This window comes from Corynebacterium sp. HFH0082, from assembly GCF_000411235.1.
Taxonomy (GTDB): Bacteria; Actinomycetota; Actinomycetes; order Mycobacteriales; family Mycobacteriaceae; genus Corynebacterium; species Corynebacterium jeikeium_D.
In genome coordinates, this window is record NZ_KE150404.1 from 1,250,352 (window position 1) to 1,275,637 (window position 25,286).

General features: G+C 58.0%; 25 protein-coding genes. 13 read left to right on the forward strand and 12 right to left on the reverse strand.

The window, feature by feature from the left end:
* Nucleotides 1–3 precede the first annotated feature (3 nt).
* The 8 genes from HMPREF1206_RS05390 to arsC form a co-directional block, all read right to left on the reverse strand.
* The gene (locus tag HMPREF1206_RS05390; protein WP_016422343.1) at nt 4–1,812 is read right to left on the reverse strand and encodes an amino acid ABC transporter ATP-binding/permease protein; all 1,809 of its coding nucleotides are present in this window, start codon (nt 1,810–1,812) and stop codon (nt 4–6) included.
* Between the two features lies 1 nt (nt 1,813).
* Nucleotides 1,814–3,532, reverse strand: coding sequence for an ABC transporter ATP-binding protein (locus tag HMPREF1206_RS05395; protein WP_231367181.1), 1,719 nt, complete (start codon nt 3,530–3,532; stop codon nt 1,814–1,816).
* Between the two features lie 117 nt (nt 3,533–3,649).
* On the reverse strand, nt 3,650–4,675 hold the full coding sequence (locus HMPREF1206_RS05400) for an ABC transporter substrate-binding protein (RefSeq protein ID WP_016422345.1): 1,026 nt from the start codon (nt 4,673–4,675) through the stop codon (nt 3,650–3,652).
* A gap of 125 nt (nt 4,676–4,800) precedes the next feature.
* The gene (locus tag HMPREF1206_RS05405; protein ID WP_016422346.1) at nt 4,801–5,661 is read right to left on the reverse strand and encodes an ABC transporter ATP-binding protein; all 861 of its coding nucleotides are present in this window, start codon (nt 5,659–5,661) and stop codon (nt 4,801–4,803) included.
* Complete coding sequence (locus HMPREF1206_RS05410) at nt 5,658–6,647, reverse strand: iron ABC transporter permease (protein WP_231367182.1); 990 nt, start codon at nt 6,645–6,647, stop codon at nt 5,658–5,660. The genes HMPREF1206_RS05405 and HMPREF1206_RS05410 overlap by 4 nt, the downstream gene beginning before the upstream one ends.
* Nucleotides 6,648–6,897: 250 nt before the next feature.
* A complete protein-coding gene (locus tag HMPREF1206_RS05415; protein WP_016422348.1) occupies nt 6,898–7,065 on the reverse strand; it encodes an antitoxin in 168 nt (55 codons plus the stop codon).
* Between the two features lie 153 nt (nt 7,066–7,218).
* Complete coding sequence (locus HMPREF1206_RS05420) at nt 7,219–8,616, reverse strand: MFS transporter (RefSeq protein ID WP_016422349.1); 1,398 nt, start codon at nt 8,614–8,616, stop codon at nt 7,219–7,221.
* Between the two features lie 197 nt (nt 8,617–8,813).
* On the reverse strand, nt 8,814–9,158 hold the full coding sequence (gene arsC / locus HMPREF1206_RS05425) for an arsenate reductase (glutaredoxin) (protein WP_016422350.1): 345 nt from the start codon (nt 9,156–9,158) through the stop codon (nt 8,814–8,816).
* A gap of 274 nt (nt 9,159–9,432) precedes the next feature.
* Between arsC and HMPREF1206_RS05430 the strand changes: the two genes are divergently transcribed.
* Genes HMPREF1206_RS05430 through HMPREF1206_RS05460 form a run of 7 tightly spaced genes read left to right on the forward strand, consistent with a single transcriptional unit; the run spans nt 9,433 to nt 14,510 of the window.
* Nucleotides 9,433–10,563 (forward strand): metal ABC transporter substrate-binding protein, encoded by a 1,131-nt coding sequence (locus HMPREF1206_RS05430; protein WP_016422351.1) that lies wholly within the window; start codon nt 9,433–9,435, stop codon nt 10,561–10,563.
* Between the two features lie 23 nt (nt 10,564–10,586).
* Nucleotides 10,587–11,255, forward strand: coding sequence for a metal ABC transporter ATP-binding protein (locus HMPREF1206_RS05435; protein WP_042388536.1), 669 nt, complete (start codon nt 10,587–10,589; stop codon nt 11,253–11,255).
* Nucleotides 11,245–12,075 (forward strand): metal ABC transporter permease, encoded by an 831-nt coding sequence (locus HMPREF1206_RS05440; protein WP_016422353.1) that lies wholly within the window; start codon nt 11,245–11,247, stop codon nt 12,073–12,075. Before HMPREF1206_RS05435 ends, HMPREF1206_RS05440 begins: the two co-directional genes overlap by 11 nt.
* Nucleotides 12,068–12,886, forward strand: a complete 819-nt coding sequence (locus tag HMPREF1206_RS05445) for a metal ABC transporter permease (protein ID WP_016422354.1) — start codon at nt 12,068–12,070, stop codon at nt 12,884–12,886. Before HMPREF1206_RS05440 ends, HMPREF1206_RS05445 begins: the two co-directional genes overlap by 8 nt.
* A gap of 3 nt (nt 12,887–12,889) precedes the next feature.
* Nucleotides 12,890–13,582, forward strand: a complete 693-nt coding sequence (locus tag HMPREF1206_RS05450; RefSeq protein ID WP_016422355.1) for a metal-dependent transcriptional regulator — start codon at nt 12,890–12,892, stop codon at nt 13,580–13,582.
* The gene (locus HMPREF1206_RS05455; protein ID WP_016422356.1) at nt 13,549–13,992 is read left to right on the forward strand and encodes a hypothetical protein; all 444 of its coding nucleotides are present in this window, start codon (nt 13,549–13,551) and stop codon (nt 13,990–13,992) included. Before HMPREF1206_RS05450 ends, HMPREF1206_RS05455 begins: the two co-directional genes overlap by 34 nt.
* Entirely contained in the window at nt 13,989–14,510 is a 522-nt protein-coding gene (locus HMPREF1206_RS05460; protein ID WP_016422357.1) for a hypothetical protein, read from the forward strand. The genes HMPREF1206_RS05455 and HMPREF1206_RS05460 overlap by 4 nt, the downstream gene beginning before the upstream one ends.
* 13 nt (nt 14,511–14,523) lie before the next feature.
* On the opposite strand, the gene HMPREF1206_RS05465 is transcribed toward HMPREF1206_RS05460, so the two are convergent.
* Together HMPREF1206_RS05465 and HMPREF1206_RS05470 are read right to left on the reverse strand one after the other, a co-directional pair.
* Entirely contained in the window at nt 14,524–15,489 is a 966-nt protein-coding gene (locus HMPREF1206_RS05465) for an NADP-dependent oxidoreductase (protein WP_231367183.1), read from the reverse strand.
* Nucleotides 15,490–15,516: 27 nt separating this feature from the next.
* Complete coding sequence (locus HMPREF1206_RS05470; protein WP_016422358.1) at nt 15,517–16,206, reverse strand: GntR family transcriptional regulator; 690 nt, start codon at nt 16,204–16,206, stop codon at nt 15,517–15,519.
* A gap of 148 nt (nt 16,207–16,354) precedes the next feature.
* Here HMPREF1206_RS05470 and HMPREF1206_RS05475 point away from each other — a divergent pair, with 148 nt between their 5' ends.
* The 5 genes from HMPREF1206_RS05475 (at nt 16,355) to HMPREF1206_RS05495 (ending at nt 20,599) form a co-directional block, all read left to right on the forward strand.
* Nucleotides 16,355–17,566 carry an NRAMP family divalent metal transporter gene (locus tag HMPREF1206_RS05475; RefSeq protein WP_016422359.1) on the forward strand — a complete coding sequence of 404 codons (1,212 nt, stop codon included), beginning with the start codon at nt 16,355–16,357 and terminating at the stop codon, nt 17,564–17,566.
* Nucleotides 17,567–17,655: 89 nt separating this feature from the next.
* Nucleotides 17,656–18,429 carry a LamB/YcsF family protein gene (locus tag HMPREF1206_RS05480; RefSeq protein WP_016422360.1) on the forward strand — a complete coding sequence of 258 codons (774 nt, stop codon included), beginning with the start codon at nt 17,656–17,658 and terminating at the stop codon, nt 18,427–18,429.
* A gap of 71 nt (nt 18,430–18,500) precedes the next feature.
* Complete coding sequence (locus HMPREF1206_RS05485; RefSeq protein ID WP_016422361.1) at nt 18,501–19,154, forward strand: allophanate hydrolase subunit 1; 654 nt, start codon at nt 18,501–18,503, stop codon at nt 19,152–19,154.
* 17 nt (nt 19,155–19,171) lie between these two features.
* On the forward strand, nt 19,172–20,056 hold the full coding sequence (locus HMPREF1206_RS05490; protein WP_016422362.1) for a biotin-dependent carboxyltransferase family protein: 885 nt from the start codon (nt 19,172–19,174) through the stop codon (nt 20,054–20,056).
* 87 nt (nt 20,057–20,143) lie between these two features.
* Nucleotides 20,144–20,599, forward strand: a complete 456-nt coding sequence (locus tag HMPREF1206_RS05495; protein WP_016422363.1) for a GNAT family N-acetyltransferase — start codon at nt 20,144–20,146, stop codon at nt 20,597–20,599.
* 34 nt (nt 20,600–20,633) lie between these two features.
* Here HMPREF1206_RS05495 and HMPREF1206_RS11125 read toward each other — a convergent pair whose 3' ends face one another.
* Entirely contained in the window at nt 20,634–22,109 is a 1,476-nt protein-coding gene (locus HMPREF1206_RS11125; protein ID WP_016422364.1) for an NAD(P)(+) transhydrogenase (Re/Si-specific) subunit beta, read from the reverse strand.
* A gap of 6 nt (nt 22,110–22,115) precedes the next feature.
* Nucleotides 22,116–23,705, reverse strand: coding sequence for a Re/Si-specific NAD(P)(+) transhydrogenase subunit alpha (locus HMPREF1206_RS11130; protein WP_042388553.1), 1,590 nt, complete (start codon nt 23,703–23,705; stop codon nt 22,116–22,118).
* A 375-nt stretch (nt 23,706–24,080) separates the two neighbouring features.
* Between HMPREF1206_RS11130 and HMPREF1206_RS05510 the strand changes: the two genes are divergently transcribed.
* Nucleotides 24,081–25,283, forward strand: a complete 1,203-nt coding sequence (locus HMPREF1206_RS05510) for an alpha/beta hydrolase (RefSeq protein WP_016422366.1) — start codon at nt 24,081–24,083, stop codon at nt 25,281–25,283.
* The last annotated feature ends 3 nt before the right edge of the window (nt 25,284–25,286 follow it).

The window sequence follows — 25,286 nt, forward strand, 5'->3', positions numbered from 1 at the left end:
AGCCTAGACCTCGGCGCGCGCCAGTCGAGCAAAGGCACCGTCGGCGCTCAAGAGGTTGTCATACGTGCCACGTTCGATGAGCTGGCCGTTTTCGATGACCAGGATGTCATCGGCCTCGGCCAGTGTCTGAAGTCGGTGTGCGATGAAGATGCAGGTCGCGCCACATGCGCGGGCATTGTCCACGATACGAGCCTGCGTCAGCGGATCCTGGTGGCTGGTAGCTTCGTCGAAAATGACAATCTTTCCGGCGAGGTGTGCGGTGGGTGCATGGGGCACGGAGCCGTCGGCAAGTACCGCGCGTAGGTAGGTGCGGGCCAGCGCCAGACGTTGACGCTGACCACCGCTGAGCCGCTGCGCGCGGCGGCCAATGGGCCTGTCCAGCGGCATCTCAGCAGGGTTGATGGCGGCGAGTTCGAGTGCCCAGTGCATGAGCGATTCGGGAACCTTGCAGTCATCAGGTGCGCCGAGACACAAATTCTCAGCGACGGTGGCCTCCATGAGAAAGGGATTCTGATCTGCGACAACAACAGCTCGGCAGACATTGGTTGAGCCGAGGTCACGGGCATTGTGGCCATTGATGATGACCTCTCCCGCATCCGGATCGACATGCCGTTGGATTAACCGGGAGAGTGTGGACTTTCCCGAGCCGGTTGGTCCGACCACACCGATGAACTGCCCTGTGGCAATGCGCAGACTGATATCGCTCAGCGCGGGGTGATCAGCGCCAGGGTAGCGGTAGCTGACATCGCGCAGTTCGAGGGCAGGGACTGAGCTGGTGGATTCGGACAGGGACGTTTCCGCATCTGGTGTCTTCGGTTCTTCCACAGTCGGCGGCTGCGCGGCCAGCTCCCTGATCCGAGTGACTGCATTGAGTCCTGCTGGCAGAGAAGATGCTAGGCGCTCGATCGAATCCATTGATGAAGCAGTTCCCGCCACCAGGGACGTCGTCACCAAAACAGCAGGGAGCATACGGTAGTCGGCTGAAAGCGCCGGGATACCAGCACAAAAGACGGCAATGCTGCCACCCCAAATCCGAAGTCCCGTTGCACCAGAACGGAGGCCCGCCCGCTTGCCGCCTGTACGCATTTTCTGAGCAAGCTGTTCATCGAGCTCACGCAATCCCCGCAGCCGCTGCTCGGCTGCGCCGTAGATGAGGATTTCCTCCCGAAGGCGCAGCGTATCGGCAATGTACTGCGCAATGTCCGTGCGCGTGGAGTTCGTTGCGGAAGCCTCCGCAGTCGCCTTCTTAGAGCCTGCGAGTGCAATCACAAAACCAACCGCAAAGGTCAGCGTCAGAGCAATCGCAGGCAGGGCTCCGGCAGTCAATGCCGCTGTCACGACCGCCATCAGCGGAATCAGTACGGCCGTCACCGCGGGCGCAATTGTGTGCGCGAAGAAGACTTCCACTCGGTCAACATCACGAATCGCAATTGTGTGAATCCTGGCAGTACCCAGCCCATCGGTTACCGCGGGCGCCTGCGGGATAAGACGCTCGACGATCCACAGCCGCAGCTCGCCGAGCAGTCGAAATGCCGCCAAATGCCCGAGGTACTGCTCGACATACCGCAGAATCGCTTTCAACAGCGCCAGCCCTGCAACCACGCCAATGACCGCCCACGTCCACTGCATGCCCATGCTTTGCGACGAGTCGGTTGCGTCCCACTTCGACAGCGCAATTGTGGCAATTGCCCAGGCGGGCACAGCCAGCATCAATGCACCCAGAATGTGCCCAGCCACGCGTGCGAGGATAGATGCACTGAGCGCTCCGCGAGCCTGTGCGGAAAAGCGCAGCAACCAGATGATGTTGTTCATGTCAGCTCTCCTCGGTCAGCGCTCGTGCGTAATACTCATTGCTTGTGCTCAGTTGGTCGGGTTTGCCCGCAGCCACGATCCGGCCTTCGGCGACGACAATGACCAGATCAACGTCCGATAGCGCTTCCATGCGGTGAGCGACCATGATGCTCGTTCGTCCTTCAGCAAGGCGGGTCAAGGACTCCTTGATGAGACCTTCCGTCCGACGATCGATGTCCGCTGTCGGCTCGTCGAGAAGCACAATCGAAGCGGTGCCGAGCAGACCACGCGCCATGGCCAGGCGACGTCGTTGCCCGCCTGAGAGCCAATTGCCCTGATCCCCGACCTCCGAATCGAGACCGCCAGGGCGCTGCTCGATTTCGGTGAGTAAGTGCACGTCGCGAAGTGCTTCTCGCATATCGACGGCCGTTGCGTCCGGGCATGCGATGCGAAGATTATCCGCGACGGTGGTGCCGAAGATGGCTGGTTGCTGGGAGATGAGCAGTGAGTTGGCGAGCAACTCCGGGGTCGAAAGCGCGTCGCCGTCAAGGCAGACTTCCCCGGAATGCGGCTGCAGACCTGCGAGTACACGCAGGAGTGTGCTCTTTCCAGAACCGCTGGGGCCAACGATGCCGACTCTGCTGCCGGCTGGAATTGTCAGGTTGATATCGGAGAGAATGCGCTTTTCGCCGACGTCAACGCTCACATTGCGGAGAGCAACTTCCGGTGCCTGCGGTGCGGTGGCCTTGGTGGAATGCGCTGTTGCGGCTGTGGACGCTTCAGCTGCAGGCTCGCCGAATACCTCCACAATTCCATTTCGATGCGTGCGCCCACCGAGTCCGATGTAGAAAGTGCGGCCGACGCGATTGACGGGCTCGTAGAGCAGAACGGATAGGAAAACACCTGCGAGGGCTGTGCCAACGCTGATTGCATCTGCCTGCAAACGCAGCAGGACAAGGCCGATTGCTGTGGTCGACATTGCAATGCCAAAAACCGCGTCGTTGACAATGATCATCAGCTGATTGCGGGCGAGCAGGGCGGTGAGCTCAGACATCGCAGTGCGAGTTTGGCTGGCAAAACGTGCCATGACTCGATCAATTGCTCCAAGAACTTTGAATGTTCCCAGCCCTTCGAGCATCTCCAAGTAGGCATGCGTGGCCTTCGCTTGCTTTCGGCGATACGTCGCATTGGATTTCCGCAGAATCTTTCCCGCACCAATAATAATCAACGGCGTGGAAATGAAAAATAGTGCCAACCACAAGGCGGTTTTCGTATCCACCCACAAAGCCCACACCGCCAAAATGATCAGTGGAGCACTAAACGAGGCCAACGTGGGAGCGAGAAATGTCGCTCGATAATTCGCGGTCTGTTCGACGCTTGTGGTCGCGGCATCGAAGAGTAGGCCCTCGCCAGTGTTGGAGGCGCTTCGGTGTGCGTGACCAGCTTTCCCGGAGCCGTGCCCTCTTCCATGCGCCTGCTTTGGGGCCTGTTCAGGAGCAGAAAACTCCGGCTTCAGCACACTGCCAACCACATGTGAGCGCCACAGCTTTTCCTGCTCACCAGCAAGCCGTGGTGGCAATGCCTCCGTGACAAAAGCACAGAGGCTTCCCAGAATGACCGCCACAATTGCAGCGGACAGGGATTCATGAAGTCCCCACTGCCCAAACCAGTTGCCGCCACTGGTGTCTGCGACACCGCCGTACAAACTGCTTAGAGCATCGAGCGCGTGTCCAAGAGACACGGCACTGAGAGCGAAGAAAAAGCTGCGCCCCCAGCTGGATAACAAAACCCAGTGCATTCGGCGGGGTGGGGAAGTCAGTGCTTCATGAATCCACATAGCGACGTGAAAACCTATTTTCTATTTAGCCAGCGCGTCAGCGATCTCACGCAGTCCATCGGGCATGTGCATTCCGGCGGTGCCAGAGGTCGTCTTCGCATCAATCAGTTGCACTCGATCATTCTTGACCGCAGCGACGTCGGCAAGCGCCGGATTATCCAGCAATTCCTGGAATGGAGCCTTGCCCTGGCCGTGGAAATCCTGGATCAAAATGACATCCGGATTGAGCTGCACAATTGTTTCCGGATCAGCGGGAACGGCACCCGGGCGCTTGCCCTTTGGCGAAATCGGCTCGCCACCGGCCAGCTCAACGAGATTCGTCGTCGCCGACTGCATGCCCATAATCATCTTCTGACCACCGCGGGCAAACAGGACCAGCGTCTTTGGCTTAGTTGTGGAATCAATTTCCGAGAGAATCTCTTCGGTTTCCGATTCAATCTTGGCAACCATCTCGGCCGCCTTGTCTTCGGCTCCGAGCAACTTGCCGAGCTTGGTCACCGACTCCGCCAGCGCCTTCGGCGAGGCGAAATCACTGCTGGCAAACGCCGCGGTCGGGACATCGCTGGCACCCAGCAGCTCACTTGCCGACTGCTCCTGATCATGGCGGCTGGTCATCAACACCATGTCCGGCTCATAGGACAGAATCTGCTCCGGATCCGGCTTCGTGGAGTTGGCAATCGCGTTAGGCACCTGACGCGCCAGCTCAACCTGATTACCCGAGCTCTCATCGAGCGCATTCTTCGTCACGGCTACGACACGCTCCGGCCCAACCAGTTCCAACGCCAGATCCGCAACCTCGGTCGACAGTGCAACGATGCGCTTCGGCTGGCTCTGCACCGTAACGTCGTGGTCGCCGACGGGCACAGTACGCGGCCACTGCGCCTGCTGGTTTGTCGAAGTTTCGCTTGACGACGGCTGCTGCGCCGTCTCCTCCGAAGTGGAACAAGCGACCACCGCTGCGAGGGGGAGTGCTGCAATCAACGGCAGAGCGAAGGTCTTTTTAGAGTTTCGCTTCAAGGCCGAGATAGGAGAAGTTGGTGAAAACACGAAAGTACTTCCTTGAGTGTTGAGTTTTGATTGTTGGGGAATTTTCGGTTGCGTTGGTGCTAGCTGGAAGCAGACAGTCTGAATCAGACAGTCTGAATCAGATAGTCTGAAACAGCCAGCCGCAATCAGTCAGCCGGGCGAGCCCGAGCCAACGCCGTCACTCGCACCGAACCGGTATGTGGATCGGTATCGACAGCGCTGGAGATGCGATAAATCGCATCTATTCGGGGAGGCGTCAGCACTTCTTCGGCGGAACCAGTGACTTCCAATCCGCCGTTGTGAATCACACTGAGCCGGTGGCAGCTGCGGGCCGCGAGGTTGAGGTCATGAAGGACGACTCCGATACCGTGGCCCTCGTCGGCAAGCTCGCCGAGGAGCTCGAGGATTTCCAGCTGAAACCCGATGTCCAAGGCCGCAGTGGGTTCGTCGAAAAGCATGACCTTGGCCTGTTGTGCCAATAGCTTTGCGATGAACACCAATTGCCGCTGCCCGCCGGACAGAGCCGTGATGGGACGGTCGGCGAGTGCGGTGACACCAACGCGGTCGAGGGCATAGGCGACGATGTCGTGGTCCGTGGAGTTCAGTGAACTGCGGAAACGGTCACGCCGACGGTGGTGCGCGTACCTGCCGAGTGCCACGACAGTTCGAACGTCAATAGCGGCATCGGCCGGTGTGTGCTGCGGCAGGTACGCCAACCGGGTGGCGCGTTCGTGGGCACGAAGCTTCGTCAGCGGCGCACCGAGGAGCTCAACCTGCCCCGAACTCGGTGTCACAATGCCCGCCATAGCACGGAGCAAGGAGGATTTTCCGGTGCCATTGGAACCGATGATGCCGTGGACCTCGCCAGGTCGAATAGCGAGGTTCACGCCACTTACGACGGTCCGATTGCGGTAACCGACACTGAGGTCGGTAGCCCGCAGCAGCGCGGTGCTATCGGCGTCTGGCTTAGTGACGTGGTCGCTGAGGTTTTGTGTCTGCTGACTCATGACTGGCGGCCACCTTGCCGAAGAATCAACGCGAGTAGCGCCGGTGCGCCAAGGAACGCGGTGACTGTGCCAGTTTGCAGAGCAACTGGGGAAAAGAGACTGCGGGCGACGAGGTCGGCGAGAATGAGAAACACTGCGCCGAGGCACATAGAAATGGGCAGCAGGCTGCGGTGATCGGGGCCGATGGCAAGGCGAATCAGGTGCGGGACGACCAATCCGACAAAGGAAATAACGCCAGTGACAGCGACGCCCGCTGCCGTGACTAACGCAGCCAGGGCGAGCAGCAGTTGCCGGATCCACACTGTGCGCATACCAGTGGCAGCGGCCTGTTCTTCGCCGAGGAGGAACAGGTTGAGTTCGGGAATGAGCATCATCAAGATAACCGTGCCGACGGTAATGGGGCCGACTGCCAGTGCAATGTCCTGCCAATTCGAAGCAGTTAAATCGCCGTTGAGCCAGAACATGGCCTGTTGAGCGTCATCGCTGTGTGGCGCGTTCGCGATGGTGGCGGAGATGACTGCGCCGAGGAACGCGTTGAGTGCAATACCGACGAGCAACAGGGTTGCTCCACTGCCGCCATTGAGACCGGCGACGATTTGGACAAATATGACAGCCAGCAACGCGCCTATGAATGCGCCAGCCGAAAGAACCCACGGTGCTTTCGCGGCCACGCCAGTGACGATGAGAATGACGGCTACCACTGCTGCACCGGAGGAGACACCGGTAACACCGGGTTCGGCCAGCGGATTGCGAAAAACTGCCTGCATGGTTGCACCTGCGACAGCGAGCGAGGCACCGACCAGTCCAGCAAGGAGGACACGGGGCAGCCGGATGCTCCAGACAAGTGATTGCGTGGCAGGGGATATCTCTGGCAGAAGGTGGTTGAGAGCCGGGAGGTCGTCGGAAAGCGTCTTGATGAGCGGGGTGAGCAGCGCGACGATGCCGTTGCTGAAACCTGTTCCCGCGGGGCCTATGGAGATCGCCAAGAGGATTGTGGCGGGGACGGCCAGGAAAAGTAGAAAGCCGAAGAGCCGGGCTCGAAGTTTTTGTTTTCGAGTGCGCGGAAGAGAAGCTCTATCGACAATAGTTTTCACTTGGTTAATGATGGACAATTTGAAAATAATTGTCAATAAAGGCGTGTCGGTGGGGCTGTGGGGTCCCCTAAGAACAGCAAAACCCCGCACCAGCTCCCTTGTGAAAACAGGGTGCTAATGCGGGGTGAAGAAGCTCTGTAGCTTACTTCTTGTCGCCCAGGCGCTCGTCTGCCATGTCGCGAACCTTCTTGATCTGGTCGGCCTTGTCCTCGCCGAGCTTGTCCTTGCCCAGCTGCTCAGCCTTGTCCAGAACCTTGTCGGTGTTCTCTTCGTTGCTCAGTGCTTCCTTGGCCTTGTCCATAAGTCCCATGGTGAAGACTCCTTCCATTTTTAATGTCTATTCGCGTTTTTTCGTTTGCGGCATAGAGTGTACCGATGAATTGGCGACGTTGCGACCGTTTTGGACTCACGGAGCGAATCCGGGATTCGACTGGCAACACCGTGACTGACGGCTATTGAGTGGCTATTGAGCTGTCTTGGTGCGGGCTTCATCTGCCTTGTGCATGACTTCGCGCTCGTACTTGCCGACGAAGATCATGAGGACAAACGCAATAGCGACAACTCCAATGAGGGTTGCGAATGTGACATTCCAGCCTGCGAAGTCGATCAAGAGACCGACACCAGTGGAGGCGAGTGTTGCGCCGAGAAGGTATCCGAACAATCCAGTGAAACCAGCTGCGGTTCCCGCAACATACTTAGGCGAGAGGTCGATGGCCTGCAGTCCGATGAGCATGATTGGGCCGTAAATGAGTGCGCCGATCAGGGAGATGAGCACATAGAACATCCACAATGGTGCCGTAGCGGGTAGCTGCCAGTATGCGAAAATGGTGATGCCGGTGCCGATCAGGAAGAGCATGCCGGCGCCTGAGCGCCAACCCTTGAAGACCTTGTCGGAGACCCATCCGCACAGCAGGGTGCCCACAATTGCTGCGCCCTCGTAGAGCATGAATCCGATGATTCCGCCCGTGACGTTGGTCTTGTGCAATTCGTTTGTCAGGTAAATCGGAATCCAGTTGAGAACGCCGTAACGAAGTGCGTAGACGAACACATTGGCCAGCGCCAACATGACGATAACCGGATTGGTAAGAACATGGTTCTTGACGATTGCGAACCAGGGTTCTTGTGCCTCGTCATTAGTTCCTTCGACCTTGTCTGGGTCGTTACGGTATTCCTCTACCGGAGGCAGTCCCATGGATTGCGGGTTGTCTCGAATCAGCAGGAATGCGATGGCAGCAATCACGAGCGCGACAATCGCCGGTAGCCAGAATGCGGGAGTCCAGTCGGCATCGGAAGTGGCGAACGAATGCAAGCCCCAGGCTGCCAGAGCACCGCCGACGGCGGCGCCAACATTGTGGGCAGTGTTCCAGATCGACATCAAAGTGCCACGCTCGGATGTCGAGAACCAGTGGACGACAACTCGTCCAGAGGGAGGCCAGCCCATGCCTTGGAACCAACCGTTGATGAACATGACTGTCGCGAATACTGCAACAGAAGCGCTGATGGCCGGGACGAACGCAACAAAGAGGTTTACGACCGCGGACAGTGCTAGGCCAAGTGGGAGGAAGTACCTGGCATTGGCTCTGTCGGAGAGCATGGCCATGAAAAACTTGGATAGGCCGTAGGAGAACAGCACGGCATTGGCTACGATGCCGATTCCGGCTGCGCCAAGTAGGTCGTGCTTTTCCAGTACGGCGGACACCAGGGGGATGTTATTTCTGATGAGGTAGAAGCCCGCGTAGCCGATGAAGATGCCCATGAAGACGTTGAATCGCCAGGTCCGGTAGGTCGGGGCAATCTTTTCCTCGGGGAGGGGAGCTGCTGGGCCGGGTGCGCTGAGCCAGCCGAGCCTCTGACTGCTCATAATGACAGTCCTTTCGCTGAAGGCCGCCGTTTCCTCTAATGCAACCCGGGTGGGGAGCTAGGGCAGCGGGCGGAGAGCTTTATCGTTTCAGCGATGAGTTTACAGTGGCGTCAATCCTTGTTAACGGGTTGTTAACCTCTCGGTCTTGGAGGCCTTTGAGAGGGGTTGGCGTAAAAGCAATTAATGCTTGTCGCCACCTAAAGAATGTCGTTAATAGCCTCGGTGGGACGCGCTATCCTTACCCCCTTGTCAGTGACAACAAACGGGCGCTCAATCAGGCGTGGGTGCGCGACCATTGCGTCCAGGAGTTCATCGTCACTGGAATCCCTGGAAAGCCCTAGTTCCTTGAACTCCGCTTCCTTCGTACGCACAGCATCGATGACATTCAGGCTGGCCGCCTTAATTAGTGAGCGCAGCTCGGCCTTAGTTGGGGGAGTGTCCAGGTATTTGATGATTTCCGGTTCGATTCCGGCTTCGCGCAGTACGGCGAGAGCCTGGCGGGACTTTGAGCAGCGGGGGTTGTGATAAATCTTCGCTTCCATGCCTCCATCATGGCTGATGTTGTGGTGTGAAGGTTAGCGCTGTGGTGAAACCGCCTGCGGTTAGATCCTGTTCACTGTTTATCTTTAAAAATGTAACGCCAAAAACACTTAAGTTCAATAGGTTGAAAATAGTTGTCGTTAGGTTTACTCTCACACGTGATAGATGAACGGCGAAGTGCGCCCCAACCGCCCCTAAGGTGACCAGATTTACTGAAGCGGCCGGTCAGCGTAGCCGTCGCAAAGCAATAACAAATAATCAAGAGCGGACACCAACATGACAATTTCCGGAAAACTTTCGCGATCAGCTAAGTCCATGTGTGCGGGCCTTTCGATCTTGCTAGCGGGCGCCGGCCTTGCAGCGTGTGGCGATGGCAGTGAGGGAGCCAGCGGCGAGAACCCAATCAACGTCGTGGCTTCCACGACGCAGATTTGTGATTACGTGAAGCAACTGGACATCGATGCAGTTGATTTGACCTGCCTGTTGGCGCCGAATGCAACAGCACATGAGCTGGAAATGACCCACGAGCAGCTGACCAAGACTGGTAACGCCGATCTCTTGTTCGTCAACGGCGTTGACCTGGAGCACTTCCTGGATCAGGCGATTGAGTCCTCGGGCTTTTCCGGAACGATGGCAGTAACCAGTGGCGTTCTCACTGCAGGTGACGTAGATGCCATGAAGGCAGCCAAGGACACGGACAAAACAAAGCCACTGCCACCAGAGAAGGCGAAGAATGGTAACTACACCATCGACCGAGGGGTGGAAAAGATTGATGTCGCCCCATGGCCATTCCCGCCGGAAGAACCCGGTGAGGAGGCGGAATTCCGCTTCGATCCGCATGTATGGACCTCACCGAAGAACGCCAAGATCCAGGTTGCCAATATCGGCTATGCCCTGGAACAGGTCGCTGAGGAACGTGGCGACAATGAGCTGAAGTCCACCATCGCCGACCACGTTGCGGCCTACCAGGAGAAGCTGAATCAGCTGGATGAGTGGGCAAATAAGTCCATCGCCACCGTGTCGGACCCTGTGCTGTTTACCAGCCACGATGCCTTTGGATACTTCTCCCACGAGTTCAATATCAACTTCATCGGCGCAGCGCTGTCTGATTTCAACGAGCAGCAGGATGCCACGGCCGCGCATATCGCCGAGGCGGCAAAGACCGTGAAGGACTCGGGTGCAACCGCGCTGTTTGCGGAGAACTCGAACAACTCGAAATCAATTGAGGCGATCGCCAAGGCCGCAGGTGTCAAGGCCATCGTTGGTGAGGACGCACTCTACGGCGACTCCCTTGGTCCGGCTGGCAGTGCCGGCGAGACCTACATCGGTTCCATCATCCACAACGTCACTCAGGTTGTGACGGCATGGGACGGAACTGTCGCGCCGCTGCCAGAGGGCATCAAGTGAGCCGTAACCGCTTAGCTAACCCCATGTCTGCTGACCCCATAGTCACGCTCCGCGATGCCTCATTCGGCTACACGGCGGTACCCATCGTCAATCACATCACCGCCAATGTCGCGCCGGGTACCGGGCTTGCACTCATCGGCGCCAATGGCTCTGGAAAAACGACTGTGCTGCGCGGAATCCTAGGTGGGACTCGTCTTCTCGCTGGTGAGATGCACAACAACGCGAAGATTGTGTCCTACGTCCCGCAGTCGGCAGACCTCGATCGCACTTTTCCGGTCACGGCGTTCGATGTCGTCGCCATGGGGGTGCTGCACGAACTGCGCCCCTTCCAACCGCTTGGACACCGCAAAGAACGCATCCACGCAGCGCTAGCCAAAGTCGGGCTTGCCGACCGCACCAGTGAACGTTTCGGCAACCTCTCCGGTGGTCAGCAGCAACGCGTTCTGTTGGCGCGTGCCATCGTCGCACGTCCGCAACTCGTGCTTCTCGACGAGCCGTTCAACGGCCTCGACACTGAAAATCGGGCGATGCTGCTGAATCTCCTCAACGAACTGAAGGAAAATGGCACGGCAATTATCGCGGCCACCCATGATCTTGTTCTTGCTGAGGAGACCTGCGAAAACACATTAATTGTGGCGGAGCAGCCGGCTTTTGGTGCGACCTCGAAGTTGGTGCCAGCCTATGTGGACTGAGCTTGCGAATGAGCTTGGGGTAGCGCCTTTCATGTTCAGGCCACTAGTGCTGCTGATTGCCCTCGGGGCGGTCTCTGGCCTGGTCGGTGTCATCGTGAACCTGCGTGGCCTCGAGTTCAATGCCGAGGCCATGGTGCATTCGATTTTTCCCGGAATTGTGGCCGGTGCCGTATTCGGCGGCATCGACATGATTATCCCGGTGGCTGCAGCATTTGCGGTGGTAGTGGCAGTAGCACTGACCTTGGTATCGCGCTCGCACATGTCGGAAGCCGGAGTGGCAGTTGTACTGACCAGCTTCTTTTCCATCGGTGTGATTCTCTCGCTGAAGAAAGGTGACCAGTCAGGACAGCTGGAAGCGCTCATGTTCGGGCGACTGCTGGAAGTCACTGACTCCCGTCTCACCAGCGCCCTGATTGTCTGTGCCATCGCCTTGGTTCTTATCGCAGTGACCTGGCGCCGGCAGGTGTTTGTTGCCTTTGATCGCTTCGGTGCCAAAGCCGCAGGCGTCAATGTGTGGGGCATCGACCTCACCATTAACGCGGCGATTGCTGCGGTCGTGGTGTCGTCGGCAAGCGCTGTGGGCGTGCTTCTGGTAGTCGGATATCTGGTCGTGCCGGGAGCGGCGGCGAGACTGCTGACTCGCCGAGTTCATGTGATGGTGCCGATTGCGATTGCAGTGGGCTGCCTCAGCGGAATCGTTGGTTTGGCACTGGTGCCTTTGGGGCCGGTGTCGCCTCAGGCAGTCGTCGCGCTGACCTCGGTGGGACTGTATTTCATGGCACTGGGGCTGCGCGTCGTGCTGGGAGGAGACCGTGTCTAGCATCCTGATTTTGCCCATTATCGAACTGATACTGGTAGGAGCCCTGGCTGGAGTAGTTGGGGTGCTCGCGGTGCTGGGAAAACAAGTGTTCTTCGCAGAAGCGATTACACATGCGACTTTTCCCGGCGCGGTTGTGGGCGTTGTTATTGCGGCAGCGCTCGGCCTGAGCCACTCGTGGATTTCGGTGTTCCTCTTTATCGGAGCATTTCTGATGTGTATTCCGATTGGGGCACTGTTCGGTCTGTCAAAGGTGGGAACGACGTCCTCGGCGGCAGGAATTGTGCTGACATTTGGGTTCGCACTGGGCTACTTCCTGAACAAGTGGTTCGCCCCGTTGCCGGTGAAGGTAGAAAGCTTCCTGGTCGGCAGCGTACTTAACGTGAACAAGATTGATATTGTGCTGTCCGGTGGCCTCTTGCTGCTGGTGGCGTTGGTGCTGGTGGCTCGGTGGCGCCAGCTGATTTACTTCACATTCGATCCGGAGTCTTTCGGGGTCGCGCATTCGAGGAGAAGAGCACAGTTGGTCATCAGCGGGCTGATTGTGTTGACTCTGGTGGCGCTGATTCCGGCTGTCGGCACGATTTTATCCATCGCGCTGTTGGCTGCCCCGGCAGCTGCGCTGGTTGGGGTAGTGAACGATACCCGTTTGCTATTCGTGTTAGCACCATTGATGGGTATCGCGATTGGCCTGGTGGGGCTATTCATTGCGGTGGCGGCGAACTTGTCAGTTGGTGGCTGTATTGGCGTGTGCGCCGGTTGTTTCTATGTCCCCCTCAAGATTGCGGCAACACGCAATAACGCTAGAGTTTAAAGAATGCACGTGGAGGATTTACCAGCAAAGACCCAGGACTACCTCAAGGTCATTTGGGATTTGCACGAGCGCACCGGTGAAAAAGTGGCACTTGGCGACGTCGCTGAGCGGATGGGCGAAAAGAAGCCCACCGCCAGCGAAGCTGTGAAGAAGCTAGCTGCACGTGGCCTTGTCAACCACGAGCCGTACCGGGGCATCAGCCTGTCGGACCGTGGGCGGGATATTGCGCTGATTATGGTGCGTCGCCACCGGCTTATTGAAAGCTTCTTGGTCTCTACTCTCGGATACACCTGGGATGAGGTTCACGAGGAAGCCGAAAAGCTTGAACATGCGGTCTCGGACGATTTCATTAGTCGCATTGATGCAATGCTGGGATTCCCTGAGCGCGATCCGCATGGCGATCCAATTCCCAGCGCCAGCGGTACCATCGCCAGCGCAGTACGCACCGACCTGACGGATATCGAAGCTGGCGCGATGGTGGTAGTTGATCGTATTAACGACTCCGATCCGGAATTGCTGCGCTATTTGGCTACCTCAGGGGTAGGCCCGGGGACCGTACTCCGAGCCGAAGCCGCACCATATGCAGGTATGCATGTCTTCGCCATCATCGATGAGGTGGGCGATACCGAGCCAAAGAAAATTCATGTGGCAGACTCGGCACTATGGGCAATCAAGGCGACTCCAACAACGAACTGACGAGAGCCGCAGCGCGCTCTTACTATAAGGTGTCGCGGAATCTCACTGGGCCGACGAAAGTGCCACCTGCACCGTCAGTTTCGTTCGACAGCGTGAAAAGTACTCGTCGGCAGGCATATGCCAGTGTCGAGAGCGTTGATGTGCCATTGAATGCCATCGCTATCTCGCCTGCCGAGCAGCAGGAACACATGGCCGCTCTCGAACGTCGCTTGAATGCCTCGACCAAAGACATGCGGACACTGCTTGACTACGAAGAGCAGCGCATCGTGGTCACTAGCACTGTCAAAGAGGCAATCGTCTATACGCTGCTGGCAATACTTCTTCTGGCAGCAGGCGTCGGACTTGGCTACGCCAGCCATCTGGGGGCCGATGCGATCTTGAATGCTGCGGCGGAGGTGACGCCGCGGTGAGTAAACGTTCAGGCTCCGACAACGGGTGCGTGACGGTCATTGTCGTATTTTTCTTCTTCGGCCTGATTGTTCAGCTCTTCGGTGTCACGTTGTGGATTCTGCAATATGCATTGCCAGTTGCGGGCTTGGTGCTTGCGATTCTCATTGCATACCAGGCGTGGGCCGGTGTGCGCCGCAGCGCTGAGGCGCACGAGCTCGTCGAGCGTAATCACGCTGAGCTGCAGCAGATTGCCATGGACACCGAGTACCAGCTCACCGCAATCCTCTCTGCCTGGGACAACGTGAACACCACAATGGGCGTTGGCACCATCTACAAGGATGTATTTGCCTCCGGTGAGGCAACGCCGGAGCTCATCGAGCTACGCGGTGAGCTCTCTCGTGCTCGGAAGCTAAACAACCGACTGCGCGAGCAGCGCGAAACTATGACCAACCGGGAGCTGGTGGAAGCCATCTCTGATGCCGACGAGCTGTGGTGCTCGCTGACGAAGACGTATCAAAACGCTCGTCGCGAGCTGTAGTAACGCACTTGAATTACTCGACGGTCATCACAATCTTGCCGTCAGCGTGCCCGTCTTCCAATATTCGGTGGACCTCCGCGACCTCGGTGAGATTCTTAGTCAGTCCGATAGGAAGTGAAATCTCACCGGCAACCACGCGGTCGGCCAGGTCGGCATAAATAGTCGTATCATTCGAAATAGCCGGAATGTGTGCCTCAATGCCACGCTCCCTCGCCGGTGCCAGATCGGCCAGTGAAGGCAGCGCCACAATCCGACCATCCGATGCCAGCACATCCAGCGAGGGGAGGAAAGTGTCGAAGTACACGCCATCGAGCACAACATCTACGCCCTCGGGGAACTGCTGTCGCACAACCTCGAATACATCTTCCGCTGTGTAATCAATATGCTGCGCGCCAAAGCCCACTAGTTTTTCATGATGGCGTGACGACGCACTCGCCAACACAGTTGCGCCACGGGTAACCGCCAGCTGCGTCATCAGCTGGCCCACGCCACCACCGGCGCCATGAATGAGTACGGTGTCACCGCTTTTCACCTTTGCTAGCTGATTGACAGCCACGGTCGCCGTGATTCCCACCAGGGCAAGGCCCGCAGCGGTGACGTCGTCAAGCGAATCGGGCGTTCGGACGACACTGTCGGCGGGGAAGACGTTGTGCGTTGCGTAAGTGCCGCGGAAGTCGTCGAAGCCGCGCATGCCGAAGACTCGGTCGCCGGGGGCGAAGCTGTCCACACCTTCGCCGACGGCAACGACTTCGCCAGCGGCTTCGCGTCCGAGGACGGCCGGAGGGGTGAACTTTGCGCACAGACCGGAAGAGCCATCGCGCATCTTGTAATCCAGTGGATTCGCGCCGATGGCTATGGTTTTGACCAGGATTTCGCCGGGACCGGGCTGAGCAGGCTCGATAAGTGTCCTGGTGAAAATGTCAGCTGGGCCGAACTCCGTAATGGTCATTGCGTATGCGTTGCCTGGATTTGCTGCCATGTCCATCACTGTAGTCCTAGCTGCTAATTACGAACGATCGGCAAGCGGGAGGGCAGCGGTGACGGCATCGAACGACTCATTGAGGTAGGCGCTAAGGAGGTCGGCGGCGTGGTTTGGCGTGTCCTCGATGAGAACCTTGGCGATGCTGATGTGGCGATCGGCGTATCGGGCATGAAGTTCGATGCTTTGGGGGTAGGAGAGAAAGCAAAGACGGAGTTGGGCCTGGATTGATTCGGCGGTGGCTAACAGGTCGGGGGACCCGGAAGCTCTGACGATGGCGAGGTGAAAGGCATTATTTCGTTCGGGAAGGTTCAATGATGACTGCGAACCACAAATAGAAAGAATCTCCTCGCCGAGGAGCTTTGCTTGGCTCTTGCTTAGCGACCGCAGTGTTCCGCATTCGGCGACATGGCGAAAAGCATACAGTTCGCGGATGCGTTCTTTGTCGAAGGAGGCGATAAAAACGCCGTGATGAGGGATGTGAGTAAGTAGCCCCTCAGATTCCAGCTTGCGGTACGCCTGTCGGATGGTGTTGCGACTGACCTGCAGTCGCGCAGCAAGTTGGGTTTCACGGAGCTGCTCGCCGCTGTAGTGCTTTCCGGCGAGAATCTCTCGGCGCAGGACAGTTGCGGTGGCATCCGCTACTGAAACGTCATGTTGTTTTTCCCCAGAGGATGTGTGGGTCTGATCGTCGAGGATGCTTCCGGGGGTAGTCATGTAATACAGGCTACTAAAGCACTTTTGTGTGGCGGTCATCACCAATTAACATACGAGACATTGTTCAACAATCTCGGTGCAGACGATTTTCAACGTAGGAATCCTTGAACGTAGGAATCGTCTGACTTGTAGGGAAAGGCCTTACGCTATGGACGCTTCAACATCTGCCCACAAGGCGCGTCGAACGGCACTCCTCGGCGCTGTATTCCTGATGGCGACCAGTGCTATCGGGCCGGGCTTCCTCACCCAGACCGCAACCTTTACGGCCAAGCTTGGCGCGGCTTTCGCCTTTGCCATTTTGATCTCGGTGCTTCTTGATATCGCAATTCAGCTCAACGTGTGGCGAGTGATTGCTGTCTCTGGACGCCGCGCGCAGGAACTCGGCAACGCCGTGCTTCCGGGGTTGGGCTGGCTTATGTCAATTCTCATTGTCATCGGTGGTGTGGTCTTCAATATCGGCAATGTCGGTGGTGCTGGACTTGGTGCGAACGCGATGTTGGGCGTGGACGCAAAGATCGGCGGCATTGTTACTGCAATCCTCGCCATTGGCTTCTTTCTCTCCCGGCGGGCAGGTATGGCGCTGGACAAGGCACTCGTTGTGCTCGGTGTCGTGATGATCCTGGTCACTGGGGTTGTGGCGTTCAGCTCTAACCCGCCAGTAGGGGAAGCATTGAAAAACACGGTCATGCCCGACACGATTGACTTGCTGGCAATCATCACGCTGGTCGGTGGCACTGTTGGCGGTTACATTACTTACGCTGGCGCTCACCGCATGCTTGACGCTGGCGCTGGCGGTGTAGAGAACCTCGCGCAGACCACTCGCTCATCTGTTACGAGCATTATCGTCACGGCCATCATGCGTTTCCTGCTTTTCCTAGCTGTCTTGGGAGTGGTCGCGGGTGGCGTGGTCCTCAATACGGATGGAAACCCCGCTGCAGAGGCATTCCAAGCTGCGGCAGGCGATTGGGGTATGCGCTTCTTCGGCGTTGTCCTGTGGGCTGCGGGAATCTCGTCGATTGTGGGCGCCAGCTACACCTCGGCAACGTTTTTGACTCGTTCCTCGGGCGCAGGAGCCAAGACTCAAAACACGATTACCATTGTCCTCATTGCAATCTCCACGCTGCTGTTCGGTGCCATCGGTACGGCTCCAGCGACGCTGTTGGTTTTCGCCGGAGCCTTCAACGGTTTGGTTCTACCAATTGGCGTTACTGTGCTGATCTACATCGCGCTGTTCCGCGCGGACCTCATGAATGGCTACAAGTACCCGAAGTGGTTGGCGGCTATCGGAATCGTGGGTGTAGCAGTCGCCTGGTTCTTGGCGTGGCGCTCGTTCGGCGGTGTGTTTGAAATGCTCGGCTAATCACCCGGTTTCTCGCACAGCGCAGATGAGAACCAACATAACTACGGTACAAAGACCAGCATTACTACGTGGAAGGAGCGGTGACGTTTATGGGCGCCACTATCGATCTCAACTCTGATCTTGGGGAAGCTTTTGGCTCGTGGAAGATGGGTGATGATATCGCTCTGCTGGACATTGTGACCAGTGCGAATATTGCCTGCGGGTATCACGCGGGTGACGCTAGCGTCATGATGGAGACCTGTGAGGCAGCTGCCGCGCGCGGAATTCGCATCGGTGCGCACGTCGCCTACCGCGATCTCGCCGGATTCGGACGACGACGCATGGATTACTCACATCGAGAATTGCGAGCCGAAACCGTCTACCAGATTGGTGCCCTTTCGGCATGTGCACGGGCGGTGGGTACCGAAGTTTCCTACGTCAAGCCCCACGGTGCCCTCTACAACCGCATCGCAGTGGATGAAAATCAGGCCGCTGCAGTGGTGGAGGCGCTCCTACTCGCTCGCTCCACCTGCGGAGATGGGCTTGCCATTATGGCGCAGCCGGGGTCGGTCATCGAACGGCTCAGCCTCGACGCGGGCCTCCCTGTGGTTCGGGAAGCTTTTGCGGACCGCGCATACAACTCCGACGGAACTCTGGTGTCCCGAGCACTCGAGGGCTCGGTCATTGTAGAACCCGATGCTGTCGTCAAACGCGTCATTGCAATGGCTAGTGGGGAACCAATCGCCGCCTACGACAGTTCACCGTTGACCGTGCAGGCTGACTCTATTTGTTTGCACGGAGACACCCCTGGCGCGGTCGAACTCTCCCGTATGATTCGCCAAGGGCTTGTCGACGCCGGAGTCACCGTTGCTGCCCACGTATAGCGCGGACTCGCACACCGGTCTTATCGACCGCAGTTTTTCAACCTCGCAAGAAAGAAAGGATCAGCACCGCCATGGCCGAGATTCGCCCTATGGGAACAAATGCGCTGCTTATCGACTATTCATCATCGGCCAATCCGTTGGCGAAGGTACTTCGTGCACACTCTGCTGCGGCCGAGATCGAGGGACTCGTTGACAGGGTACCTGCAGCTCAAACGCTCCTACTTCGCTTTCGCGGACCGGCGCGTCGCTACCTCGGCGCAGTCGAAACTGCGCTGCGGGGCAACAATACTCAGAGGCAGACCGTCGACAAGCGAAAGACAGTGACGATTCCCGTTCACTATGACGGCGCGGACCTTGAGTCCTTGGCACAAAGCCTCGGGATGAGCCCTCAAGCGTTAATTGATTGGCACTGCGAGCGCCCGTGGACGGCCGCGTTCGGTGGATTCGCGCCGGGCTTTTATTACATGGTGCGTGGGAGCGGTCAGGGGTGGCCAGAGCCGCTTGATATTCCCCGCCTTACGACGCCGCGCACTCGAGTTCCCAAGGGCTCTGTCGGACTTGCAGGCCAATTCGCAGGTGTGTATCCCATCGATTCGCCCGGTGGCTGGCAGCTCTTGGGGCATACAGATGTGGAGATGTGGGACTTAAATCGGCCTAATCCGGCGCTGCTTGAGCCCGGGACTGAGGTGCAGTTTGAAGCGACTTCTACGGTGAGCGCGGCGTAGAAAAGGGGGCGGAAGAGATGAAGAATTCTATCCAGATTATTCGACCCGGTATTTTGACGACGATTCAGGATTTGGGCCGTGCAGGGCAAGGCAGCCTGGGCGTGAGTACCTCCGGTGCGTTCGACCGCGAGTCCGCGGCAGCTGCTAACAGGATGGTTGTCAACGAAGAAAGCCTGGCGGTGCTCGAATGCGTCGTCGGTGGGTTGGAGTTCCAAGTAGCGGAGGGAGCAATCATCTCCTTTGCAGGAGCCCACGGTGAGGTGACTGTCGAGCAGGATGGCAAGGTCATCAAGACCTCGATGAATAGCCGAATTGTGGTCGGGGCGAAGGCAATTGTGCGGCTTGGTACCTTCGATGCCGGTCTTCGCGGGTATGTCGCGATTCGAGGGGGCATCGATGTCGCGGAAGTGCTGGGCTCGCGGTCATACGATACGCTCGGCAAGCTCGGCCCAACGCCTTTGCAGGCCGGTCAGGTCTTGCAGGTCGGCGACCCGGAGTATTCGACGGGGTCGTCAATCGCAATTTATCCCGCGCCTCATTGGTCGAGCGAGGCTGCACGCCTAGATGTTGTTCCTGGCCCTCGGGCGGACTGGTTTACGTCGGAAAGCGTCAGTGATTTCTTTCACGAGACATGGACCGTGACGCAAGAGGCCAACCGCGTCGGGCTTCGGCTGAGTGGGACTACTCTTGAGCGCCAGGTCACCCATGAGTTGGCAAGCGAGGGAATGGTTCCCGGTGCGATACAAGTGCCCGCATCGGGGCAGCCGATTATTTTCGGTCCTGATCATCCGGCGACGGGTGGATATCCGGTCATTGGTGTGCTGACGGAGCCGTCATTGTCGAGAGCCGGGCAATTGGTGCCTGGTGCGAAGGTACAATTCCGCCGGGTGCGGGCGGCATAGGTCTGCGGCGTCATTCTGCGCGATCGTGCGCCACTACGTTTGCCAGCTATCAGCGTCACACAGCTCTTCGCAGTAAAATCAGCCACCATGATTGAACGCGCTTCCTTTTCCGATCTCAGCGTGACCGATGCTTACGCCATCTCTGCACTGCGCACCGACGTGTTCTACCTAGAGCAATCCTGCGCTGAGCCGGAAATGGACTGGCGCGACTTAGAAGACACCGCGGAGCACTATTTCATCCGCAATCGCAATGATTCCCGCAAAATCATTGCCTACCTGCGCGTCATTGACACACTCGATGAGTTTTCGTCGAGCTACCCGCGCACAATCGGCCGCGTTGTCGTCGATGCAGCGGCTCGCGGCACAGGACTGTCGTCTCAGCTACTGCGGCAGGTCATTGCAGACCACCCGAATACCGGGCTGGTTTTGCATGCTCAGACCCAGGCGAAGGGTGTTTACGCAAAAGCCGGCTTCCATGAGGTCGGGGAGACCTTCATGGAAGCCGGCATTGAGCACATCACGATGGTGCGTGACGCAGCATAGGTAATGACTGCCGAGGCGCTGCTTATTCGAAGTGCTAAGCGTTGACCTTCGAATCCGACAGGATGCGGTTCAGGGAATCGATGCTGGCCTTCGCATCACCGATGAGCATGTCAGTGTTCTCGTTGAAGAACAGTGGGTTCTGGACGCCCGAGTAACCTGAACCCATCGAACGCTTCAAAACAATCACACGCTCAGATTCCCACACCTTCAGCACCGGCATGCCCGCAATCGGAGAGCCCGGCTGCTCTGCCATTGGGTTGACGGTGTCATTTGCACCGATGACCAGGGTGACATCCACATCCGCGAAGTCGTCGTTGACCTCGTCGAGTTCCAGCACGATGTCGTACGGAACCTTGGCTTCGGCCAGCAGCACATTCATGTGACCCGGCAGACGACCTGCGACTGGGTGGATACCGAACACCACTTCCTTACCGTCGGCACGCAAGTTGCGCACCAGATCGGCGACGGCGTACTGAGCCTGCGCCACAGCCATACCGTAACCCGGAGCAATGAGAATCTTGTCCGCGTCGCGCAGAATCTCGGCGGTGTCTTCGTGGGTGACCTCGGTGTGAGAGCCTTCCACGGCGCTTGCCGACGAAGCCTCCGAGCCGAAACCGCCCAGAATAACGTTGGCGAAGGAGCGGTTCATGGCCTCACACATGATGTAGGACAGGTAGGCGCCGGAGGAACCGACCAGTGCACCGGTGATGATGAGCAGTGGGTTGCCAAGCATGAGGCCGGTGAAAGCAGCGGCCCAACCGGAGTACGAGTTCATGATGGACACGACAACCGGCATGTCGCCGCCACCGATGGCGATGACCAGGTGCCAGCCCAAGAACAGGCCCAAAGCAGTCACTGCAACCATGCATGCCCATGCGATGGCGCCGCCCTCGGTGCCGGTTGCGATGAAGACTCCCAACAGAACCAGCGTGACCACCAAAATGGCGATATTCAGAGCATTGCGGCCCGGCAGCAGCAGCGGCGAGCCCTTGATCTTCTCGGAGAGCTTCAGGCCGGCGACGATGGAGCCAGTGAAGGTCACGGCACCGATGAAGACACCGATGTAGACCTCACCCAGGTGGAACTTCTGAGCATCGGCGGTGACATCTTCGGCGAAGATGTAGGAGTTGAAGCCGATGAAGATGGCCCCGAGGCCGACCAGACCGTTGAACAGTGCAATTAGCTGCGGCATGCCAGTCATGGCGACGCTGCGAGCGCGAGTGATGCCGATGACACCACCGATGCCGATAGCGACAGCGATGAGGATCAGAGTGGTCAGCGGAGAGAGATGAGTGTCCGGCTTGGTGTCAGCGGTGACCAGTGCCTGGAAGATGGCAATGACAACGGCGACAGCCATACCAGCAATACCGAAGGTGTTTCCGCGGCGAGCGGTCTCCGGCTTGGACAGGCCCGAGAGGGCAGCGAGGAACAGGACGGCGGCGACAATGTAGCCGACGTTGGACAGGCGGTAGGTCCAGTCCAGAAGCGAAGCAGTATCAATGCTAGCCATTAGACTTTATGCCTCCTCTTTCACAAACATGCCAAGCATGCGGTCGGTGACGGCGAAACCGCCGAAGATATTGATGGAGCTGACCACGATGGCCGCGAACGCGAGACCGGAAACCAACAGGTTGGAGCTTCCCACCTGGAGAATCGCACCCACCAGAACAATGCCGGAAATCGCGTTGGTCTCAGACATCAGCGGTGTGTGCAGGCGCGGCGTGACCGCGGAGATCACGTAGAAGCCAAGCACGATAGCCAAAGTGAGAACCATGAAGTTGGCGCTCACGCTGTGCGGTGCGCTGAGCATAACCACAATTGCCAGCAGTGCCGTCAGGCCCAGAGCAATCTTCGAGCCCATGCCCGATCCCATGAAGGAAACCTTCTCCGGCGCATTCTCTTCTAATGCGGCCTGGTGAGCCTGCTGCTCCTGCAGCGGGGCAGCAGGGGTGACAGCGACCTTGATTGGCGGTGGTGGCCAGAGAATCTCAGCTCCGGTAGAGCCGGCGCCATTCTGTGGGCGAGCCTTTGTCACCGTGATGTCACGGATAATCTCGTCCTCGAGATTGAGGACCGGAGTCCCATCCTTTTCTGGCGTAATCAGCTTGAACAGGTTGACGATGTTCTGGCCGTACAGAGACGATGCTTGCGCGGGCAGACGTCCTGCAAGGTCGGTGTAACCGATGATGGTCACACCGTTGTCCGTAACAATGGTCTTGCCTGGAACCGTCATTTCGCAGTTACCACCACCGGCGGCAGCCATATCGACGATGACGCTGCCTGGCTTCATAGCTGCAACATCGGCAGCAGTCAGCAGCAGCGGAGAGCGACGACCCGGGATACTCGCGGTGGTGATGACAATGTCAGCCTGGGCGGACTGCTCGGAGTAGAGCTTCGCGGCAGCGGCAGCCTGATCATTGGTCATTTCCTTGGCGTAGCCATCTTCGGACTTCTCGGTCGCGGCCGGAATCGGGATGAACTCTGCGCCCATCGATTCGACTTGCTCACCGGCTTCAGGGCGCAGGTCTGTTGCCTTGACAATCGCGCCCATCGAGTTGGCCGTACCAATCGCCGCAAGTCCGCCGACACCAGCGCCGATGACGTAAACGGTAGCTGGTGGCATCTTGCCTGCGGCAGTCACCTGACCAGTGAAAAGGCGACCATATGCAGAAGCCGCTTCGACAACTGCGCGGTAGCCGCCGATGTTGGCCATCGACGACAGCACGTCCATCGACTGTGCCCTGGAAATGCGGGGAACTGCATCCATCGCAAGGGCAGTGATGTTGCGTTGCGCGAGCTCTTCGACCAGTTCTTCGTTTCGGCCTGGCGCAAGTCGGCTAATCAGCATGGCACCGTCGTTAAGCAGTGCACGGAACTGCTCCGGCGGAGTGTCGAGCGTTACGACGATATCGCTGTGCCAGACGGACTCGTCGACAATGGTGGCACCGGCGGATTCGTAGTCCGTGTCGGTGAACTTAGCAGCCAGTCCGGCGTCAGCCTGCACGGCGACGTCGTAGCCAAGCTTGACGAGTTTGCCGACGGTCTCCGGTGTCGCAGCCACAATTGTTTGCTGGGGATCGGGTTCTAAAGGGATGCCGATTCTCATTGTGGGAGTTCTTTTCTGTTCGGGGGTTTTATTAAGGGCCATGCGCACTCGGTTGTCGGTTAACAGTGAGTGTGGGCGTGGCCGCTTTCTCCTTGGTGTCAATAAGGTATGCGCTGGTGGGGAGGCAGCGGAGGCGTTTGTGGAAAAAGATAATAAAAATATGTGGGTAACGGTGGTGAGGTGGGTTTTCTGAATTTGCGCGCTCTTGCGAAGGGGGTAGTAAATGGGGGTGGAGGTGTTAATTTTGGGCGAGAGTTAACATTTCTAGCGCCCTGGATGATTGTTTGAGGGGTGAAATATGGGGGAGGATATTTCTATCTTTACGTATTAGGTAGATTCGTATTCCTAGGTTCTTGGTAAGAGTTAAGGAAAACGATGATTGGTTCACTAAGTGCCGCCGGAAAGACCGTGCCGGCATCCCGTCAAGGGCGGGCGCGCACGTTCTCGAAGGTGGTTGCTCTCTCGCTCGCAGCTGGTGTAGCTCTCGGCGGACAGGTGCCAGCACAGGCGGCACCGCGCATTGGTCAGCTACCGGACATCACTGCACGTGAAAGCGCCATCGACTACCAGAACTCGGAAATCGTGGACAAAATTGGCGGTGGCCTGGTGGATGTAATTGGTGGCGCCAACCGCGGCACCTCCGGCGGTGAAAGTGGCCATATTACTGAGCCGTTCGCGCCAGAAGCGGGGCAGCTGCGCAAGGAGTTCGGAGCGATGGGCTCCCACCCAGTTGCCGCAACCCGTGAAGCTATGCCATGTGATGGTGTCGTCTACACCATCTACAACCGCGTACTGCGGGACCTCCACGGTCTCAACGACTCCACCGGCTGCTATGACGTATTGCCTGAATCGGCCAACGCCTCCCCAGTTGGCGCACAGCTTATCTACCCGGCGGATATTGACTCCATGGAGTCCGCGCCGCTGATGGTTCTGAGCCCTGGCATTGGTACTGAGCCAGGTATGTACGACGCGCAAGCGCGACTCTATGCAAGCCACGGATATGTCGTGGCTCTTGGCTACAACTTCACCAACTGGTTCGCGCCACAGATGGTGCTGGCAGCTTCAGTTGCTGCAGCGGCCAATGAGGACGAGTCCACGCCACTTGCAGGCAAGATCGATTTCTCCCGCACGATGCTGGTCGGGCACTCTGCAGGTGGCGGCTCTGCGATCTTCCTGAACAACAGGATGGATAAGGCCTTCCAGGCTGCGGGTATCGATATGGTCACCCGCGGGCTGGTCGCCATCAATCCGGGGCCTTCCGACGCTGGACTGATTTCCACCCCGCCGGAGATTCCGAGCCTAGTTGCCATTGCAGAACATGAGGACATCGTTCCTCTTGATGCGGATCGACGTGGTTACCGCGATGCTGCAGGGCCTGCCTGGGAGGCGGTAGTCACCGGTTCCTACCACGGCACCTACCTGGATGATCCGTCCAAGAATGTGCTTGGCTCGCTGGTGTTGTCCTTTAGTGAGTATGTGCTCGATGGAACGAATCGAGCAAAGGCTGTCTATGAGGGCGCTAACTATGGCTTGGCTGCTGCCTCCGAGCTCAAGGATGTTCAGCGCAAGGGCGTCTAGAGC